General features: G+C 65.8%; 20 protein-coding genes. 1 reads left to right on the top strand and 19 read right to left on the bottom strand.

All coding sequences use genetic code 11. From position 1 onward, the window contains the following. Positions 1-12: 12 nt before the first annotated feature. The 18 genes from rplE to rpsG form a co-directional block, all read right to left on the bottom strand. Positions 13-555 (bottom strand): 50S ribosomal protein L5, encoded by a 543-nt coding sequence (gene rplE / locus KNN16_RS00685; RefSeq protein WP_143597606.1) that lies wholly within the window; start codon positions 553-555, stop codon positions 13-15. Between the two features lie 43 nt (positions 556-598). Next, positions 599-919: a 50S ribosomal protein L24 gene (rplX, locus tag KNN16_RS00680; RefSeq protein WP_088571980.1), complete on the bottom strand. Its 321-nt coding sequence runs from the start codon at positions 917-919 to the stop codon at positions 599-601. 15 nt (positions 920-934) lie between these two features. Continuing rightward, positions 935-1258 (bottom strand): nucleotidyltransferase domain-containing protein, encoded by a 324-nt coding sequence (locus KNN16_RS00675; protein ID WP_299283379.1) that lies wholly within the window; start codon positions 1256-1258, stop codon positions 935-937. An 18-nt stretch (positions 1259-1276) separates the two neighbouring features. Further along, a complete protein-coding gene (rplN, locus tag KNN16_RS00670) occupies positions 1277-1645 on the bottom strand; it encodes a 50S ribosomal protein L14 (protein WP_088571978.1) in 369 nt (122 codons plus the stop codon). Between the two features lie 13 nt (positions 1646-1658). Continuing rightward, positions 1659-1964 (bottom strand): 30S ribosomal protein S17, encoded by a 306-nt coding sequence (gene rpsQ / locus KNN16_RS00665; protein ID WP_273091651.1) that lies wholly within the window; start codon positions 1962-1964, stop codon positions 1659-1661. Continuing rightward, entirely contained in the window at positions 1961-2173 is a 213-nt protein-coding gene (rpmC, locus tag KNN16_RS00660; protein WP_234977048.1) for a 50S ribosomal protein L29, read from the bottom strand. The genes rpsQ and rpmC overlap by 4 nt, the downstream gene beginning before the upstream one ends. Positions 2174-2211: 38 nt before the next feature. After that, a complete protein-coding gene (gene rplP, locus KNN16_RS00655) occupies positions 2212-2628 on the bottom strand; it encodes a 50S ribosomal protein L16 (protein ID WP_088571975.1) in 417 nt (138 codons plus the stop codon). A gap of 3 nt (positions 2629-2631) precedes the next feature. After that, a complete protein-coding gene (gene rpsC / locus KNN16_RS00650) occupies positions 2632-3324 on the bottom strand; it encodes a 30S ribosomal protein S3 (protein WP_088571974.1) in 693 nt (230 codons plus the stop codon). Between the two features lie 44 nt (positions 3325-3368). Then, positions 3369-3716, bottom strand: coding sequence for a 50S ribosomal protein L22 (gene rplV / locus KNN16_RS00645; protein ID WP_088571973.1), 348 nt, complete (start codon positions 3714-3716; stop codon positions 3369-3371). 33 nt (positions 3717-3749) lie between these two features. Continuing rightward, on the bottom strand, positions 3750-4031 hold the full coding sequence (gene rpsS / locus KNN16_RS00640) for a 30S ribosomal protein S19 (RefSeq protein ID WP_088571972.1): 282 nt from the start codon (positions 4029-4031) through the stop codon (positions 3750-3752). Between the two features lie 16 nt (positions 4032-4047). After that, positions 4048-4884, bottom strand: coding sequence for a 50S ribosomal protein L2 (gene rplB / locus KNN16_RS00635; protein WP_088571971.1), 837 nt, complete (start codon positions 4882-4884; stop codon positions 4048-4050). 41 nt (positions 4885-4925) lie between these two features. Further along, complete coding sequence (rplW, locus tag KNN16_RS00630; RefSeq protein ID WP_303898059.1) at positions 4926-5234, bottom strand: 50S ribosomal protein L23; 309 nt, start codon at positions 5232-5234, stop codon at positions 4926-4928. Positions 5235-5262: 28 nt separating this feature from the next. Continuing rightward, a complete protein-coding gene (gene rplD, locus KNN16_RS00625; protein ID WP_088571969.1) occupies positions 5263-5940 on the bottom strand; it encodes a 50S ribosomal protein L4 in 678 nt (225 codons plus the stop codon). A gap of 173 nt (positions 5941-6113) precedes the next feature. After that, on the bottom strand, positions 6114-6755 hold the full coding sequence (gene rplC, locus KNN16_RS00620) for a 50S ribosomal protein L3 (protein WP_088571968.1): 642 nt from the start codon (positions 6753-6755) through the stop codon (positions 6114-6116). 55 nt (positions 6756-6810) lie between these two features. Beyond that, a complete protein-coding gene (gene rpsJ, locus KNN16_RS00615) occupies positions 6811-7119 on the bottom strand; it encodes a 30S ribosomal protein S10 (protein WP_088571967.1) in 309 nt (102 codons plus the stop codon). A 34-nt stretch (positions 7120-7153) separates the two neighbouring features. Beyond that, positions 7154-8356: an elongation factor Tu gene (gene tuf, locus KNN16_RS00610; RefSeq protein ID WP_303897667.1), complete on the bottom strand. Its 1203-nt coding sequence runs from the start codon at positions 8354-8356 to the stop codon at positions 7154-7156. A 48-nt stretch (positions 8357-8404) separates the two neighbouring features. After that, positions 8405-10504 (bottom strand): elongation factor G, encoded by a 2100-nt coding sequence (gene fusA / locus KNN16_RS00605; protein ID WP_299282437.1) that lies wholly within the window; start codon positions 10502-10504, stop codon positions 8405-8407. A 216-nt stretch (positions 10505-10720) separates the two neighbouring features. Then, complete coding sequence (gene rpsG / locus KNN16_RS00600) at positions 10721-11188, bottom strand: 30S ribosomal protein S7 (protein WP_088571265.1); 468 nt, start codon at positions 11186-11188, stop codon at positions 10721-10723. A gap of 471 nt (positions 11189-11659) precedes the next feature. On the opposite strand from rpsG, the gene glpX reads away from it, so the two are divergent. Continuing rightward, positions 11660-12670, top strand: a complete 1011-nt coding sequence (gene glpX / locus KNN16_RS00595; protein WP_303898052.1) for a class II fructose-bisphosphatase — start codon at positions 11660-11662, stop codon at positions 12668-12670. Here the strand turns inward: glpX and KNN16_RS00590 are convergent. After that, positions 12624-13238, bottom strand: coding sequence for a vancomycin high temperature exclusion protein (locus KNN16_RS00590; protein ID WP_299282431.1), 615 nt, complete (start codon positions 13236-13238; stop codon positions 12624-12626). The two genes, glpX and KNN16_RS00590, sit on opposite strands and share 47 nt — an antisense overlap. Positions 13239-13306: the final 68 nt, after the last annotated feature.

Below are 13306 nucleotides of genomic sequence, written 5' to 3'. Positions count from 1 at the left end.
CCTTCTTACCGCCTATCCTTTGCGGAACGGCATGCCGAGCAGCTCCAGCAGCCGCCGCGCCTCGGCGTCGGTCTTCGCCGTGGTCACAATGGTGATCTCCATCCCCCGGACTTTATCCACCTGGCTGTAGTCGATCTCCGGCCAGACCAGCTGCTCGCGCAGCCCCAGGGTGTAATTCCCCCGGCCGTCGAAGGAATCCGGGGAGACCCCTCGGAAGTCCCGGATGCGAGGCAGGGCTACGTTGAACAGCCGATCCAGGAACGCCCACATGCGGTCCCCCCGCAGGGTGACCTTAACCCCGATGGGGCGCCCGGCCCGCAGCTTGAAGGCGGCGATGGATTTGCGGGCCTTGGTCACCAGGGGCTTCTGGCCGGTGATGGTGGCGATGTTCTGCACCGCATAATCCAGGGCTTTGGGGTTGGTCACCGCCTCTCCCACCCCAACGTTGACCACCACCTTCCAGACCCGCGGGACCTCCATGATGTTGCGATAGCCGAACTCCCGCATCAGGGCCGGGCGGACCTCTTCCAGGTATCGCTGTTTCAGGCGTGGGATCACCTTGGTCGTCGCCTCCGCCATCCTGTTGCCTCCCCGGGTTTCACACGAAGGTAGCCTGACACTTCTTGCACTGGCGCAGCTTGCGCCCCCCCTCCACGACAAAGCCCACCCGGGTGGGGCGATTGCATTTCGGGCAGATCAGCATCACGTTTGAAATATGAATGGGCGCCTCGAATTCGATGATGCCGCCGACCTGCCCGCGCCCGGTGGGGCGGGGGCGCTGATGTTTCTTGACGATGTTGACCCCGGCGACCACCACCCGGTTCTCCTTCCGGAGCACCCGCAGGACCTCCCCCTGAGCGCCCCGGTCGTCCCCGGCGATCACCAGGACCCGATCCTTCCGCTTGATCTTGGCAGCCATAGGCCTTCTTCTCCCTCAGAATTCCGCTTCATAGAGAATCACCCCTTTATCCCGCACGATCCACCCGAGGCCGGTCTCCTGCATGCGCTCGAACTCCTCGGGGGTGTAAACCAGGATCTCGGCGGGCCGCTCGAACTCGACCAGATAGGGCACCATCTCCCGGAGCCGCTCCATGAAGGGCTGATCGGTGCGTTTGATGACGATGATGTCGTAATCGCTCCAGGGATCCGCCTCCCCCCGCGCCCGGGAGCCGAACAGGATGATCCGCTCCGGCCCATAGCGCTTCAGGAGCGCTACCAGCTTCTCCAGATTGGGATCCGGCGGCATCCCCCGGCGCACCGCTCCCCCCTCTCGCGCTCACAGCACCTCCGGGGCCAGGGAGATGATCTTGGTGAAGCCTTTGTCGCGCAGCTCCCGGGCCACCGGACCGAAGATCCGTGTCCCTTTCGGGTTGCCGAACTCGTCCAGGATCACCGCCGCGTTGTCGTCGAAACGGATGGTGGAGCCGTCCGGCCGCCGGTATTCCTTGGCCGTCCGGACGATCACGGCGCGCACGATCTCGCCTTTCTTCACGGTGGCCGTCGGGATGGCGTCTTTCACCGTGGCCACCACCACATCCCCCACATACCCGTAGCGGCGATAGGATCCCCCCAGCACCCGGATGACCAGGATCTCCCGGGCGCCGGTGTTGTCTGCGACCTTGAGGCGGGTTTCCTGCTGGATCATGGATGACCTCCGGCTACTCCGCCAGGATCTCTTCGCCGGGCAACTGCTCCGGCACCGGCTCCACCGGCTTCTGGGCCCGCTCCAGGATCGCCTCCACCACCCAGCGTTTGCGTCGGCTCAGGGGACGGGACTCCACGATCTGGACCAGATCGCCCATGCGGGCCAGGTTCCCTTCGTTGTGAGCCATGAACTTGCGGCGACGGCGGATGACCTTGCCATACAGCGGGTGGCGCACCAGCTCCTCCACCGTCACCACCACTGTCTTATCCATCTTGTCGCTGGTCACCCGTCCGATGAAGCGCTTGCGACGGTCCTTCATCGTCGACCTCCCCGAGCCAGCTCCCGCTCCCGCAGGATGGTGAGCATGCGAGCGATGTCCTTGCGCAGGGCACGGATACGGTTCACATCCTTCAGCTGATTCATCGCCCACTGCAGGCGCAGATGGAAGAGCTCCCGACGGGCCTGCTCCAGCCGGTTGCGGATCTCTTCATCTGACCAGTTGCGGATTTCCTCCGGACGAAGGGCCACGGCTTCCTCCCCGCGTGATCGCATCTGAAAACCGGTAATCAGACCTGCTCCTCGGCCGTGATGATCTGAGTTCGGATGGGCAACTTGTAGGAGGCCTGCCGCAGGGCCTCATGGGCAACATCGGCGCTCACCCCGCCGATCTCGAAGAGGATGCGGCCGGGCCGCACCACGGCCACCCAGTGGTCCACGTTCCCCTTCCCTTTGCCCATGCGGGTCTCGGCCGGCTTGCGGGTCACCGGCTTATCCGGGAAGACCCGGATCCAGTATTTGCCCCGCTGGCGCAGGAAGCGGACGATGGTGCGGCGGGCGGCCTCGATCTGGCGGGCGGTCAGCCAGCATGGCTCCAGGGCCTGGAGCCCGTATTCGCCGAAGGCCAGCTCCACACCGCGGGTCTCCTTGCCCTTCATCCGCCCCCGCATCTGCTTGCGGTATTTGACGCGCTTGGGCATCAGCATCGCTTATCCTCCCCGTTGCGCCGAGGTGACCCGGGCGACCATCTCCGCGGTCTGCTGGACGTAAGCGCCCGGCTCGGTGTCGCCCCGGTAGATCCAGACCTTGATCCCGATCTTGCCCCATTTGGTGATCGCCTCGGCCAGGGCGTAATCGATGTCCGCCCGCAGGGTGTGGCGGGGGACCCGGCCCTCCATCAGGGTCTCCGTGCGGGCCATCTCCGCTCCGCCCAGCCGGCCGGAAACCGTGATCCGGATCCCTTTGGCCCCGGCGCGCATGGCCTGCTGGATCGCTCGCTTCATGGCCCGGGCGTGGCTGACCCGCTTCTCGATCTGCTGGGCGATGCTCTCCGCCACGATGGCTGCCTCCAGCTCCGGCCGGGGGACCTCCACGATCTCCACCCGCGCCTTCTTGCCGGTCATCTCCTCAATGGCCTGGCGCAGCTGCTTGATCCCCAGGCCCTTGCGCCCGATGACGATGCCGGGCCGGGCGGCGTGGATGTAGAGGTTGATCTGCTTGGGGAAGCGCTCGATCTCAATGCGCGCGATCCCCGCCTCCTTGAGCTGCTCCTTCACGAACTGACGGATCTTGAGATCCTCGTGGAGCAGCTCCACATACTCCCGGCCCTCGGCATACCAGCGGGCCAGCCAGTTCTTGGTGATCCCCAGACGGAAGCCGATGGGATGAACTTTTCGACCCAAGATGACCTCCTCTATATCTCAGCGGATCCCCTGCGGCAGCCGGCTCATTCGCTCACCCGCTCCTCCAGGACCACCGTGAGGTGCGTCGTCCGCTTGAGGATCGGGCGGACCCGACCGCGGGCGGCGAAGCGGACCCGCTTGTAGCGTGGTCCGTCGTCGGCCCGGATGTCGACCACATAAAGGTCCGCGGGCGACAGACCGTAGTTGTTCTCCGCGTTGGCCATGGCGGAGCGGATAAGCTTCGCCACGTAGCGCGCCGCCTTCTTGGGCGTGAAGCGGAGCACATCCAGGGCTTCCTCCGCCCGCATCCCCTTCACCAGGTTGCAGACCAGGCGCGCCTTGTAGGGCGAGATCCGAATGTAGCGGGCAACTGCCCGAACCCGATTGGCCATCGTCCATCCCCCTCCAGGTTCTCCCACGGGGCCTTACCGCACCCCCGTCTTCTTCTCCTTCACCGTATGCCCCCGGTAGGTCCGGGTGGGGGCGAACTCGCCCAGACGGTGGCCCACCATCTGCTCGGTGATGTAGATCGGCACGTGGCGCCGGCCGTCGTGGACCGCGATGGTGTGGCCGACCATCTGGGGGAAGATCACCGAGGCGCGCGACCAGGTGCGGATCACCCGCTTCTCGCCCCGGCGGTTGAGCTCCTCGATTTTCTTCAGAAGCTTCGGATCGCAATAGGGACCCTTCTTCAGCGAACGGCCCATCGCCGATCACCTCCCTTTATGCCTTCTTCTGCCGGCGCTGGATGATATATTTGTCCGTGGCCTTGTTGCGCCGGGTCTTCTTGCCCAGGGCATGCTTGCCCCATGGGGTCTTCGGGTAGGGCAGGCCGATGGGCGCCCGCCCCTCGCCGCCCCCGTGGGGATGATCCCGCGGGGACATGGCGGAGCCACGGACGGTGGGGCGGATGCCCAGCCAGCGCTTGCGGCCGGCCTTGCCCAGGCGGATGTTCGCGTGCTCCAGATTCCCCACCTGGCCAATGGTGGCGTAGCACTCCAGGCGGACCTTCCGGATCTCCCCCGAGGGCAGGCGCAAGATGGCGTAGCCTTCCTCTTTGCCCAGCAGCTGCGCCGCCGCCCCCGCGGCCCGGGCGAGCTGCCCGCCGTGGCCCGGATACAGCTCCACGTTGTGCACCAGCGTTCCCACCGGGATGTTGGCCAGGGGCATGGCGTTGCCCACCCGGATCTCGGCCTGGGGTCCGCTCATCACCACATCCCCCACCTGCAGGCCCAGGGGGGCCAGGATGTAGCGCTTCTCCCCGTCCGCATATTGCAGGAGGGCGATCCGGGCGGTGCGGTTGGGATCATACTCGATGCTGATCACCTTCGCCGGGATCCCCTCCTTGTCCCGACGCTTGAAGTCGATGATCCGGTAGAGCCGCTTATGGCCGCCCCCTCGATGGCGGACGGTGATCCGTCCCTGGAAGTTGCGCCCGGCGTGCTTCTTCAAGGGAACGACCAGGGACTTCTCCGGCTCGTCCTTGGTGATCTCCTCGAATGTGTATCCGGTCGCGTTCCGGCGACCGGGCGTCGTCGGTTTATACACCTTAATTCCCATCGGGCATCCCCTCCCACGCCCTCGAGGTCTCGCGCTCCGGATCAGACCTCGAAGATATCGATGGTCTGGCCGGGGGCCACCTGAACGATGGCCTTCTTCCAGCCTGGACGGCGCACCACTTGCTTGGGCTTGCTGCTCAGGATCCGCGCCCGCCAGTCCCGCCGCCGCTTGGCGGGGACGTTGATGATCCGCACCGCCAGCACCTGGACGTTGAACAGTTTCTCCACCGCCTGCTTCACCTGCTGGCGGTTCGCCCGGGGATCCACCTCGAAAACATACTGGCCCATCTCCTTCAGGCGAGTGGTCTTTTCGGTGATGACGGGCCGCTTGATCACCTCATACAGATCCATATCCCATCCCCCCACTCAGGGCTCAGGCTCAGGCCGCCGATGCGGCACCCGCTGCGGGCAGGGCGAACTTCTTCCGCACCACCGGACGCGTCAGCCAATCCTCGATCATCGCCAAAGCGTCCAGCGGGATGATCAGGGTCTCATATTTAAAGAGATCCCGGATGTTCAGGCACATGGCGTGCAGATAAGCGACGTTGGGCAGGTTGCGGACCGCACGCCGGACGTTCTCGTTAGGCCCGGCCAGGAGAATGAGGGCGCTTTTGCCCACAGGGAGCCGCGCCAGGACCTCCTTCATCAGCCGGGTCCGTGGCTCAGGCAACTCCAGGCGGTCCAGGATAAGGATCTGGCCCTCCCTGGCCTTGACGGAGAGGGCTGAGCGCAGGGCCGCGCGACGCATCTTCTTCGGCATCCTCTGCTCGTAACTGCGCGGCCGCGGCCCGAAGACCACCCCTCCGTGATACCAGTGGGGGGCGTCCCGGCTTCCCTGGCGGGCCCGCCCGGTGTGTTTCTGCGGCCACATCTTCCGGCTGCTGTAATGCACCTCCCCCCGCGTCTTGGTCTTGTGGGTCCCCAGCCGGGCGTTGGCCAGCTGCCGGACCAGGGCCTGATGCATCAGGGGGATGTGGATGGGCGCCTCGAACACCTCCGGCCGCAGCTCGACCTCCCCCACCTGTTGCCCTTCGATGTTCCAGACTGGAACCCGCATCGTGCGATCTCCTCTTCAAACGGTTCACATCCATGCGAACAGGCAGGCGCTCCCTGCCCAATCCCGCGGTCGATCTTCTTAACTTTTAGAGAGACCAAGATAATCGTCGATGCGCTCTCTTTAATTCGAAAACTGCGAGACAGATGCTCGAAATAAATTTCGAGTTACTTCAGTTAATAGGGGCGCTTGGCCTGCCGGATGATCACCAGTCCGCCTCGGGGGCCGGGGACGGCGCCCTTGAGGGCGATGAGATGGCGCTCCGGATCCACCCAGACCACCTGGAGGTTGCGGACGGTGACCCGTTCGTTCCCGTAGTGGCCGGCCATGCGCTTCCCCTTGATCACCCGCCCGGGATCCGTGTTGGTGCCGATGGACCCGGGTGCCCGGTGTCGGTCCGACTGGCCGTGGGTTTTCGCCTGGCGGGCGAACCCGTGTCGCTTGATGCCGCCGGCGAATCCCCGCCCCTTCGACCAGCCGGTCACATCCACCCGCTCCCCCGGGGAAAAGATTGAGACCGTCAACACCTGCCCCTCCTGGTATTGAGAAAGAAGTGCCGGGTTGGGCAGGCGGATCTCCCGGAGCACCCGCAGGGGAGGCAGGTTCCGCTTCACCAGATGCCCCAGCTCCCCCTGGGTCAGGCGGCGAGGCTTGGTCTCCTCGAACCCCAGCTGGATCGCCGCGTAGCCGTCCCGCTCCGGGGTGCGCAGCTGCGTCACGTAACACGGCCCCGCCCGCAGGACGGTCACCGGGACCACCTCGCCCTGCTCGTTGAACATCTGCGTCATTCCGATCTTGCGCGCCAGCAAGCCCTTCATCGCCGAAGCCTCCATCAGGGGACTGGCGCCCGAGCCGGGCCCATCATCCCCGGGATCAGATCTTGATCTCAATATCCACGCCCGCCGGGAGGTTCAGGCGCATCAGCTGATCGATGGTCTTCGGATCCGGATCCAGGACGTCGATCAAGCGCTTATGGGTCCGGATCTCGAAATGTTCCTGGGAATCCTTATCGATGAACGGCGAGCGGATCACCGTGAACCGTTCCCGCTTGGTGGGGAGCGGGATCGGCCCGATCACCCGCGCGCCGGTGCGCTCCGCCACCTCCACGATGCGGCGGGCGGATTCATCCAGGATCCGGTGATCGTAAGCCTTCAGACGGATGCGCAACCGCTGCTTGGCCATCGCGCTCACCTCTCCGAGTTCAGCGGGCCAGGGGTTAGTCGAGGATTTTGGTGACCACGCCGGCGCCGACGGTGAGGCCGCCTTCCCGGATGGCGAAGCGCAGCCCTTCCTCAATGGCCACCGGCGCAATCAACCGCACCCGCAGGTTCACATTGTCCCCCGGCATCACCATCTCCACCCCCGCCGGCAACTGAATCTCCCCCGTCACATCCGCCGTCCGAAAGTAAAACTGCGGCTTATACCCGCTGAAAAACGCCTTGTGCCGCCCCCCCTCCTCCTTCTTCAACACATACACCTCCGCCTCAAACTCCCGATGCGGCTTGATCGTCCCCGGCGCCGCCAGCACCATCCCCCGCTCCACCTCCTCCTTCGCCACACCCCGCAACAAGCACCCCACATTGTCCCCCGCAATCCCCTCCTCCAGCGACTTGTGAAACATCTCAATGCTCGTCACCACCGTCCGCTTCACCTCCTCCCGCAGCCCCACAATCTCCACCTCCTCCCCCGGCCGTATCCGACCCCGCTCAATCCGCCCCGTCACCACCGTCCCACGCCCCTTAATGCTAAACACATCCTCAATCGGCATCAAAAACGGCTTGTCCACCTCCCGCACCGGCTCCGGAATATACTCGTCCAGCGCCCGGATCAGCTCCCAAATCGGCCGATACTCCTCCGCCTCCGGATCCGTGCTCTTGCTCTCCAGCGCCCGCAACGCACTCCCCCGAATCACCGGCACCTCATCCCCCGGATACCCATACTGGCTCAGCAAATCCCGCACCTCCAGCTCCACCAGCTCCAGCAACTCCGGATCATCCATCATATCCACCTTGTTCAAAAACACCACCATCGCCGGCACGTTCACCTGCCGCGCCAGCAGCACATGCTCCCGCGTCTGCGGCATCGGCCCCTCCGGCGCCGCCACCACCAAAATCGCCCCATCCATCTGCGCCGCACCCGTAATCATATTCTTGATGTAATCCCGATGCCCCGGACAATCAATGTGCGCATAATGCCGCCGCTCACTCTCATACTCCACATGCGTAATGTTGATCGTAATCCCCCGCAACCGCTCCTCCGGCGCCTTGTCAATCCGCTCAAACGGCACAAACTCCGCTAACCCCTTCAACGACAACACCTTCGTGATCGCCGACGTCAGCGTCGTCTTCCCATGATCAATATGCCCAATCGTCCCCACATTCACATGCGGCTTCGCCCGCACAAACACCGCCTTCGACATCGCTCGCCTCCTTATAAATGTTCTGAGTTCTGAGACAAATCGCCCGGATTATCGACCGACGGGCTTCTTTTCGCCGGCGCGGATGATCCCCTCCGCGATGTGGGGCGGCACCTCGGCGTAGTGATCGAACTCCATGGAGAAGGTGCCGCGGCCCTGGGTGATGGAGCGAAGGGTGGTGGCGTATCCGAACATCTCGGCCAGGGGGACCAGGGCGCGGATGGACTGGACGCCTTTCCCCCGGTTTTCGATCCCCTGGATCTGGGCCCGGCGGGAGGAGAGATCTCCGACTACGTCCCCGGTGTAGATCTCCGGAACGATCACCTCCACCCGCATGATGGGCTCCAGGAGGACGGGAGCGGCCTTCTCGGCGGCGTTGCGCAGGGCCAGGGAGGCCGCCACCTTGAAGGCCATCTCCGAGGAGTCCACCTCGTGGTAGGACCCACCCACCAAGGTGGCCCGGATGTCGGTCAGGGGATACCCGGCCAGCACCCCGGCCTCCATGGCCTCGATCAGGCCCTTCTCGATGGCCGGGATGAACTCCTTCGGGATGATGCCGCCCACCGTGGCGTCGATGAACTCAAAGCCCTTGCCCCGCTCCAGAGGCTCGAAGTCGATGATCACGTGCCCATACTGGCCCCGACCGCCGGTCTGGCGCACGAAACGGCCCTCGGCGCCCTTCACCGGGCGGGTGAAGGTCTCCCGGTAGGCAACGCGGGGACGGCCGACGTTGGCCTGCACCCGGAACTCCCGCTTCATCCGCTCGATGAGCACCTCCAGGTGCAGCTCGCCCATCCCGGAGATGATGGTCTGACCGGTCTCCGGATCCATACGGACCCGGAAGGTAGGGTCCTCTTCGGACAGCTTGCGCAGGGCCTCGCTCAGGCGGTCCTGATCGGCCAGGGTCTTGGGCTCGATGGCCACCGAGACCACGGGCTCCGGGAAGGTGATGCTCTCCAGGATGATGGGAGCCTCCGGATCGCAGAGGGTGTCCCCCGTGAAGGTGTCCTTCAGCCCCAGCGTGGCCGCGATGTCTCCGGCGTAGACCTCCTTGATCTCCTCCCGACGGTCCGCGTGCATCCGGAGGACGCGGCCGACCCGCTCCCGCTTGTTCCCGCGCGTGGAGTTGGTGATCTGCTGGCCGGCGGTGATCTTCCCGGAGTAGACCCGGAAATAGACCAGGCGGCCCACATAAGGATCTGTGACCACCTTGAAGACCAGGGCGGCCAGGGGGGCCTCGTCGGAGGCAGGCCGGGTTTCCTCCTGGCCGGTGAGAGGGTTGACGCCCTTCACCGGCGGGATGTCCACCGGGGAAGGCAGGTAATCGACGATGGCATCCAGCAGGGGCTGGATGCCCTTGTTGCGAAGGGCCGAGCCGCACAGCACCGGGACCACCTTCCCGGCGATGGTAGCCCGGCGGAGGGCCGCCCGCAGCTCCTCAGTGGAGATGGGCTCCCCCTCCAGGTATTTCACGGTGAGGGCATCGTCGGTCTCTGCGATCCGCTCCACCAATGTCTCCCGGGCTCGCTCCGCCTCCTCCCGGAGCTCCGGGGGGATCGGCTCATAAACCATCTGGGTCCCCAGCTCGTCGACCCAGTAGATCGCCCGCATCTCCAGCAGATCGATCACCCCCCGGAAGTCCGCCTCGGCCCCGATGGGCAACTGGATGGGGACGGGGTTCGCTCCCAGGCGGTCCCGGATCATCCCGATGGTGTTCCAGAAATCCGCCCCCACCCGATCCATCTTGTTCACGAAACAGATGCGGGGCACCCCATACCGGTCCGCCTGGCGCCAGACCGTTTCGGACTGGGGCTCCACCCCGTGGACGGCGTCGAAAACGACGACACCCCCGTCCAGCACACGCAGGCTCCGTTGGACCTCGGCGGTGAAGTCGATGTGCCCGGGGGTGTCGATGATGTTGATCTGGTGCTCCCGCCAGTAACAGGCCACGGTGGCTGCGGTGATGGTGATCCCCCGCTCTCGCTCCAGCTCCATGTAATCCGTCACCGTGGTCCCCTCATCCACGGAGCCCAGCTTGTAGGTCCGCCCGGTGTAAAACAGGATCCGTTCCGTCGTCGTGGTCTTGCCGGCGTCGATATGGGCGATGATTCCGATGTTTCGGATTTTCTCAATCGGGACTTCCCGTGGCATCTTCTCAGATCCTCCCCGATCAGCCGAGCTCCCTCTGAAATGTTCTCCGTGATCCAGCAATCATACCCGCGGCGGAGGCGCTTTTCGGGCCACCGCCCCTGAGATCTTCTTCCCTGCTGGCGGGAAGCGCGCCGGTTGTTCAGCGGCAGGGTCACGGCCCCTGGGCCGTCGCGCCTGCCGCGCCCTGCGGGTCCGGTTCCTGGCTCCCGGAACCGCTCACCAGCGGTAGTGAGCGAAGGCGCGGTTGGCCTCGGCCATGCGATGGGTGTCCTCACGCTTCTTGACGGCTGCCCCGGCCCCGTTGGCCGCGTCGATGAGCTCGGCGGCCAGCTTCTCGATCATGGACTTGCCCGGGCGCTCCCGGGCGGCGTTCACGATCCAGCGCAGGGCCAGGCTGACCTGGCGATCCGGCGGCACCTCCAGAGGGATCTGATACGTGGCGCCGCCGACCCGGCGGGGTCGGACCTCGAGGAGAGGCTTGGTGTTGGCCAGGGCCTTCTCAAAGATCTCCATGGCCGGCCGGCCGGTGCGGCGCTCGATCAGGTCGAAGGCGCCGTAGACGATCCGCATCGCCAGGCTCTTCTTGCCGTTCATCATCACCTTGTTGATGAGCTTGGCGACCAGGACGCTGTTGTAACGAATGTCCGGCGCGATTTCCCGTTTGGGCGCACGACCCCGTCGCATCGTCCTCCTTCCTGCGGGTCCGGGTTTCTGATCCGAATATCTGCCAGGGGATGAGGCTCCCACCCCAGAGGATCACACCGCACATACATCGGATCCAGCCGCCGATGCGGCCCAGGCCGCCGGCGCGCGGAACGTCCCCGCGGCCGGACGGCGAAAAGAGGATCCCGGGGAAGCACCCGCCTGGCAGACGCAACAAGAGATTATAACGAGGGGGAAAGGGATTGTCAAACTCCATTCGCGCGGACACCGTGCCGGGAGATCGTCGCCCGATAGGGCGGCCGGAAAGGCGCAGCGTCCATCCCGGGAACGGGAAGGAGCGTATCCCCGCCGGAGGGGCCTCATCGATGCCCAATCCCGGCCCGCGACCCCGGGGTGCTGCTCCCTCCCAGCCCATTCCACACCCGGGGCGTGGATTCACATCCTCTCATACAATGGGCCGATGGAGGGATAGACCAACCGGGGAGGATCCCGATGGCTCAGGAACCCGACCGCAACCTGGCCCTGGAGCTGGTGCGGGTGACGGAGGCCGCTGCCCTGGCCGCCGGCCGCTGGATGGGCCGGGGGGATCGCGAGGCTGCGGACCGCGCCGCCGTGGAGGCGATGCGCCTCATGCTCCGCTCCATCGACATGGACGGCGTTGTGGTGATCGGCGAGGGGGAGAAAGACGAAGCCCCGATGCTTTACAACGGCGAGCGCATCGGCAACGGCCGCCCCCCTCAAGTCGACGTCGCCGTCGATCCCATCGATGGAACCCGGCTGTTGGCGCTGGGACGGCCCGGGGCCCTGGCGGTGATCGTCCTCTCGGAGCGGGGAACGATGTTCAGCCCGGGCCGCATCGTCTACATGCACAAGCTGGCCGTGGGGCCCGAGGCCCGGGAGGTCATCGACTTGGACGCGCCGGTGGTTGAGAACCTGCGGCGCATCGCTCGGGCGAAAGGGAAGGACGTCGACGACCTCACCGTGGTGATCCTGGACCGGGAGCGCCATGCGGATCTGATCCGGGAGGTCCGAGCAGCCGGGGCGCGGATCAAGCTGATCCCCGACGGGGATGTCTCCGCCGCCCTGATGACCGCCTTCCCGGACTCCGGGATCGATCTCCTGATCGGGATCGGGGGCTCTCCGGAAGGGGTGATCGCCGCCGCTGCCCTGAAATGCCTGGGTGGGGAGCTCCAAGCCCGGCTCTGGCCGCGGAACGAGGAGGAACGCCGCTTCGCCGCCGAAATGGGCTACGATCTCCACCGCATCCTCACCGCCGACGACCTGGTCCGCGGTGACAACATCTTCTTCGCGGCCACCGGGATCACCGATGGGGAGATCCTGCGAGGGGTTCGCTACACCGGGACGGGGGCGCGGACGCACTCCCTGGTGATGCGCTCCCGGTCCGGGACCATTCGATTCGTCGAGGCCCATCACCGCTGGGACAAATTGATGCGGATCAGCGGTTACCCATACGATCGAGGCGCAGACGAAGCCCCTCGATGAGGGCGCTGAGGGAGGCGGGGATCTCCCGGAAGCTCCACCATATCGCCCGGTTCCCGTAGGACGAGCGATCCGCCGCCAGCCCCACGGCGTCGATGCCGGCCGACGCGCACAGCCAGAGGGCGCGATCGAGGTGGAAACGCTGGCTGACCACCACGGCCCGGGTCACGCCGAAGACCTCCCGGGCCCGCCGGCATGAGTCCAGGGTCCGCATGCCCTCGGGGTCCAGCCGGAGGGCGGCATCCGGGACGCCCAGGCGCAAGGCCAGGCGGCGCATGGCCTCCGGCTCGTTGTAGTAGGGGGAGGAGCGGCCGTCCCCGCTGAGCAGCAGGAGCTCGACCTTCCCGAGGTGATAGAGGGCGGCCCCGGCCCGAACCCGGTCGGCCAGCACGGCGGTGGGGGAGCCGTCGGCGCGCAGGCCGGCCCCCAGGATGAGGGCCGCCGGCCGGGATGGAACCTCCTCCGGCCGTTCGTAGATCCGATGGCGGCTGTAGAGCCCCAGGAAGAACCGGGCGGCCACCGGCGTCGCCGCGATCAGGGCGATCAACACGCCCACGTATCCCCAGCGCATCTCCCTCTCCCCGGGCTACGGGAAACGGCCTCTGAATCCACAGGGAGCCCCCGGAGGGCCCCGGACTT

The sequence above is a fragment of the Thermoflexus hugenholtzii genome, from assembly GCF_018771565.1.
Taxonomy (GTDB): Bacteria; Chloroflexota; Anaerolineae; order Thermoflexales; family Thermoflexaceae; genus Thermoflexus; species Thermoflexus hugenholtzii_A.
This window is presented reverse-complemented; position numbering and strand designations above follow the sequence as displayed.